Below are 5014 nucleotides of genomic sequence, written 5' to 3'. Positions count from 1 at the left end.
GTGCGTGAAACTCTAAAGAGGGACACCAGAAAAAGACTAACAGACAAGGAATAACACTATGCCCCAGCATTTTATCGATACTGCGGTAAATATCGCTCAGACTGAAACAGAACAGATGACTCGAACTGAAATTATTAAGGGGTTGGAAATTTTAGCCAGTTGGCTAGAAGACAATATTAACTGCGAGTCAACCCTGTGTTTTGATAACCCCGACGATGGGATGGATTCGGTCACGCTGCTTCCCTGTGTGGAGGCCGTGCTGAAACTCATCAGAGAAAGAGCCAACTGATCGGAGGACCCCGGCTGTACTTAGTCCGCGTATATAATGGATGTATCACTTAGCGAAAAATATTGTGCCTACTGCCGTCCTTATGGGCGGTTTTTTTGCCCGCCAATCGGTTGATGTCGGTATTGAACCGGCTTCAACCGAAAACTCCACGCTTGCAGCGGGCATAGCCCGCGCCGCTTCAACTGTTGCCACTGATAGTGGCAACGTCAAGGAAACCTGGTTGCACTAGGTTGAGAGTATCGTCATCACTCTTTTAGTCCACAGGCTGAGCACAGAGTGCCTTATGCCGTGACAGACGCTGGGCTGAGGCGCCGTAGTCACAAGGGTACGCTTACGCCGTTATCTTCTCCCGTTCGCACTTACTCCCTGCGGTCGTTCGCTTGCGCGTGCGGCATGCGGTAACGCCCTTGCATCTACGGCTCATACCTCATCCCGGTCTCATTGTCACAGCACAAGACGCTCTGAGCCCGGCAAAGCCGGAAAAAGAGTGACACCAGAAACAAACTCAAAGGAGAATTAATATGCAACGTTTATATACCGGTTTTGGTAATGCGACTGTTATCCGTCAAGAACGCCCGCTGACCAATGATGAGCTAGAAAGATATGTACCAAGTGTTTTCTCAGAAGAAAAACATGAATCGCGCAGCGAACGCTACACCTACATTCCGACGATCACACTTTTAGAAAAGCTGCGAGATGAGGGCTTTCAACCATTTTATGCCTGTCAAACTCGTGTTCGTGATGAGAATAAGCGCGGACATACTCGCCATATGTTACGCCTACGTCGTAATGGGTTTAGCAAAAATGATGAAGTTCCCGAAATTATTTTGCTTAACAGTCATGACGGTAGTAGTAGCTATCAAATGATCCCCGGCCTTTTTCGTTTCGTCTGTAATAACGGTTTGGTATGTGGTGATACGTTCGGTGATGTGCGTGTACCCCATAAAGGCGATGTGGCAGGACAAGTTATCGAAGGTGCCTATGAGGTTTTAGGTCTGTTCGATAAAGTGACTGAATCCAGAAACGAAATGAAATCCATTATGTTGAATAATGACGAGCAACATGCTTATGCAGAGGCCGCATTAGAGTACAAATATTCAGACGATCATCAACCTATTACCGCAGACCAAATTTTAAATGCTCGCCGTTGGCAGGATCAAAATTCTGATTTATGGACGACTTATCAGCGGGTTCAGGAAAATATGATAAAAGGTGGGTTACATGGCATTAATGCGCAAGGTAAACGCAGTAAAACCCGCTCTGTAAATGGGATTACAGGAGATATAAAACTCAATAATGCTCTTTGGAAATTGGCAGAAGAAATGAAAAAAATCAAAGCCTAATTATCTTTATGGCGGTGCTAATCACACCGCCTATAGGAGTACTTATGAGTAATGAACTTGAAGTTAAACGCTGTCTTGTTTGCTCTACAGCCCACATGACATTTGATGATAATATTGTTCTGGGCATGTACGGTTGTAGGATAACCCAACAAGTCAATTGGGTTTTAGAATATGAGTATGGGTTTATCATTGACTTATGGGGCGGGAGAGTTGCTGTATTACGGTTAAAGCGTATAGGAATATCAAAAACTTTAAGGAAATTTGTTTATCAAATGATGATAAAACATGACATCAAAATGATTCAGTTTGATTGTGACGGTGGTGTAATTCCAGGAATGCCAATCTGCGACTGGTGATAACTCCTTATCCATCAGCAACACATTGAGTGTCGCTGATGGATATTAATTGATTCGAAATATGAATCTATATTGCATTAAATTTACCCTTTCTGTCGTTCACGGCATTGAGCCATGACCGACAGATTTATCAGCTCCGTGCTGCCACAGGAGTTCCGGTATTTTCTACTTCTGATTTTTTAATGCTTCTTACTTTCGATAATGAAGATGCTTTCTTTTTTGTCATAGCTACAGATTTAATGGCTTCCTGAATAGCCCTTTCACTGACAATAATTTCGCAACTTTCCAATGCCGATTTTATATCTTTAGCTGTATATCCTTTTTGCGTAGCCAGAATTAAAATTTGCTCTTTCAATCCTGCCAATACTTCCTTACCCGTGAGACGCTCTGTTCTCAAATCCGGTAATTCAGATAATTGTACTTTTGCTAATTCTAACTGCTCAGTACTGTAATGATTTTTTGCCGCCATATGCCATATTTCCCCATTCGAAAAATTTTAGATACGACAATAGTATACGGGCGTTTCAAATCGGCACAACTCCGAAAAAAGTTCTCCCATGGTGTAATGACTTCTCAGGCCATTTAGGGCAAAATACAAATATCTGATTCCAAATATGGGACAGGATATGTTTTGTAGCACCGCCTGCACGCAGTCGGCCCTACAAAACAACCTGGTCAGGGCAGAGCCCCGACACCCGCTAGACTGAGACTACGAGACTGTAAGGGAAATTATCACCATGAGTAAAAGCGAAAGCCGGAACAGAACAGCCCTGCTGCCCAGCATTCGCTGTTACCCAGAGGAAAAGGAAATCATTGCAACAAAAGCAAAAGCATCAGGCTTAAGTGTGGGAGCCTATATGCTTCGTAGTGGCTTGGGACGTCGTATTGAATCAAAATGCGATACCGAAATGATAATGGAACTTCGCCGACTTGGAGGGTTGCAAAAACACCTCTTTAATGAGGGGCGGGGCAATGTCAGTGAGGTATTTAGCAAAGAGTACTCTGAGGTGCTTGTGGCTATCAAAAAGGCGATTATTAGTATTGACTTGGGTATTGATGGTTTAGCTGCAGAGCGAGAAAAAGCATGATCCCAATTGTTCCAGAAAAACGGCGAGATGGTCGTTCCAGTTTTATTCAACTGGTGAGTTATTTGACTCTTCGTGATGAAGTCAAACCTGATATGCCTATCTCTCCTGATAATCCCTACATCCGACCTTCACGTTCTAAGGCGGCTATCTTTGATCGTCTGATTGATTATCTCGACCGGAAAGCTTCTGTAGAAGACCAAACCGTGTTGGCCATGTTTGATGATGGTACTCAGCAGATTAAAAGTGGAAACGTTGTTTGCGAAACCAATTGTTTCAGCCTGGAAACTGCGTCGGCTGAAATGAACGCTGTTGCGATGCAAAACACGCGTTGTGTGGATGCTGTTTATCACTGCATCTTGTCCTGGCGTGAAGAAGATACACCGACTGACGAGCAAATTTTTGATAGTGCTCGATACTGCTTGAAGCAACTCGGTATGGCCGATCATCAGTACGTCGTTGCCGTGCATAGAGATACAGATAATGTGCATTGCCATATTGCCGCGAACCGCATTAACCCTAAATCATACCGCGCCGCTAATCTCTATAATGATGTTGATACATTGCATAAAGCCTGTCGCCATCTGGAGATGAAGCATGATTTCACCCCGGATAATGGGGCGTGGAAAGTGAATGGATCACACCAGGTCGTGCGCAGTAAAAATGACTTTAAATCTATCCCCCGTAAAGCTAAGCAATTGGAGTATTACGCTGACTCAGAGAGTCTGTTTAGCTATGTGACAGGAGAGTGTCGTCAAAGTATTGGTGAGATTGTGGCAGGGGATAACCCTTCATGGAATGCTATTCATACTGAACTTATTCGTGCAGGGCTGGAGTTAAAACCCAAAGGGGAGGGATTAGCGATTTATTCCCGCGAAGATGAAAGCCTGCCTCCTATAAAAGCCAGTTGTCTGCATCCAGACCTGACCTTGTATTGCCTTGAAGAGACGCTGGGTAAGTTTGAACCGTCACCGGAAATCGTGATGTTGACCGATGATAATGACAACATTATTCATTCTAATTATAAACGAGAGTTTATTTATGAGCCTCGTCTACATGCTCGGGATAACACTGCCCGAATCGACCGACGTCTGGCCAGAGCCGTTGCTCGAGAGGATTTGAAAGCACGCTATCAGGCTTATAAGTCTGCATGGATAAAGCCTAAGTTGGAGGGTGGTACACTCAAGCAACGTTACCAACATGTGGCTAAGCGTTTTGCCTGGCAGAAAGCCAGAGCGCGAATCGCCATCGGTGATCCATTGCTCCGCAAGTTGACTTATCACATCATTGAAGTTGAACGAATGAAAGCTATAGCTGCCTTGCGTATCGCGATTAAAGCAGAGAAAAAAGTATTCAATGCCGACCCAGCAAATCGCAGGTTGAATTATCGCGCCTGGGTAGAGCAACAGGCCCTTAAGCATGACCAAGCGGCTATTGCACAGTTGCGTGGCTGGTCGTATCGACTTAAACGTGCTAACAAAACACCACCGCTTTCTGAGAATGGTATCCGGTGTGCAGCAGCTGATGATTGCAGACCATTCAACATGGAAGGCTATGATACTCAAATTAATCGCGACGGCGTCATTCAGTATCGGCATGATGGAATCGTACAAGTACAGGATCGTGGTGAACTGATAGAAATAGCCAATCCATTTATCTCTGATGGCCAGCATATCGCGGGTGCTATGACGATAGCAGAAGAGAAATCTGGGGAAGTGATGGTCTTTGAGGGGAGCCGTACTTTTGTCAATCAGGCATGTGGGTTGGTAGGATGGTTTAATGAGGGGGGAGAGAAACCGCTACCGCTTAGTGATCCTCAGCAACGTATATTAGCGGGTTATGAGGTTGACCGGCAGGTGTCATCTTCCGAGATTCTACAGCCAAAATCAGGTGCAGATAAGTTGCACGAACTGGAGCAAAGTCATAAGCCACAGGATGGAT

The 5014-nt window shown here is 44.8% G+C and carries 7 protein-coding genes; 6 read left to right on the top strand and 1 reads right to left on the bottom strand.

Translation table 11 applies throughout. The features are described from left to right. Positions 1-115: 115 nt before the first annotated feature. From AACW11_RS14965 to AACW11_RS14950, 4 genes are all read left to right on the top strand, one after another. Positions 116-289 (top strand): DUF957 domain-containing protein, encoded by a 174-nt coding sequence (locus AACW11_RS14965; protein WP_145592860.1) that lies wholly within the window; start codon positions 116-118, stop codon positions 287-289. A 64-nt stretch (positions 290-353) separates the two neighbouring features. After that, positions 354-518 carry a hypothetical protein gene (locus AACW11_RS14960; protein WP_212587019.1) on the top strand — a complete coding sequence of 55 codons (165 nt, stop codon included), beginning with the start codon at positions 354-356 and terminating at the stop codon, positions 516-518. A 292-nt stretch (positions 519-810) separates the two neighbouring features. Continuing rightward, positions 811-1632, top strand: a complete 822-nt coding sequence (locus tag AACW11_RS14955; RefSeq protein WP_212587018.1) for a DUF932 domain-containing protein — start codon at positions 811-813, stop codon at positions 1630-1632. A gap of 44 nt (positions 1633-1676) precedes the next feature. Next, positions 1677-1988: a DUF5983 family protein gene (locus AACW11_RS14950; RefSeq protein ID WP_212587017.1), complete on the top strand. Its 312-nt coding sequence runs from the start codon at positions 1677-1679 to the stop codon at positions 1986-1988. Between the two features lie 130 nt (positions 1989-2118). Here the strand turns inward: AACW11_RS14950 and AACW11_RS14945 are convergent, their stop codons facing one another. Next, on the bottom strand, positions 2119-2457 hold the full coding sequence (locus AACW11_RS14945) for a mobilization protein MobC (protein WP_145592833.1): 339 nt from the start codon (positions 2455-2457) through the stop codon (positions 2119-2121). Between the two features lie 268 nt (positions 2458-2725). Between AACW11_RS14945 and mobA the strand changes: the two genes are divergently transcribed. Both mobA and traI read left to right on the top strand, forming a co-directional pair. Beyond that, complete coding sequence (mobA, locus tag AACW11_RS14940; RefSeq protein WP_212587016.1) at positions 2726-3076, top strand: plasmid mobilization protein MobA; 351 nt, start codon at positions 2726-2728, stop codon at positions 3074-3076. After that, on the top strand, positions 3073-5014 hold a 1942-nt coding region (gene traI / locus AACW11_RS14935; RefSeq protein ID WP_212587015.1), incomplete at its 3' end, for a TraI/MobA(P) family conjugative relaxase. The genes mobA and traI, both read left to right, overlap by 4 nt.

It is taken from the genome of Yersinia sp. Marseille-Q3913, assembly GCF_963892745.1.
Lineage (GTDB): Bacteria > Pseudomonadota > Gammaproteobacteria > Enterobacterales > Enterobacteriaceae > Yersinia > Yersinia bercovieri.
The sequence above is the reverse complement of the archived record's forward strand: the minus strand, read 5'-3'. Positions and strand labels throughout refer to the sequence as shown.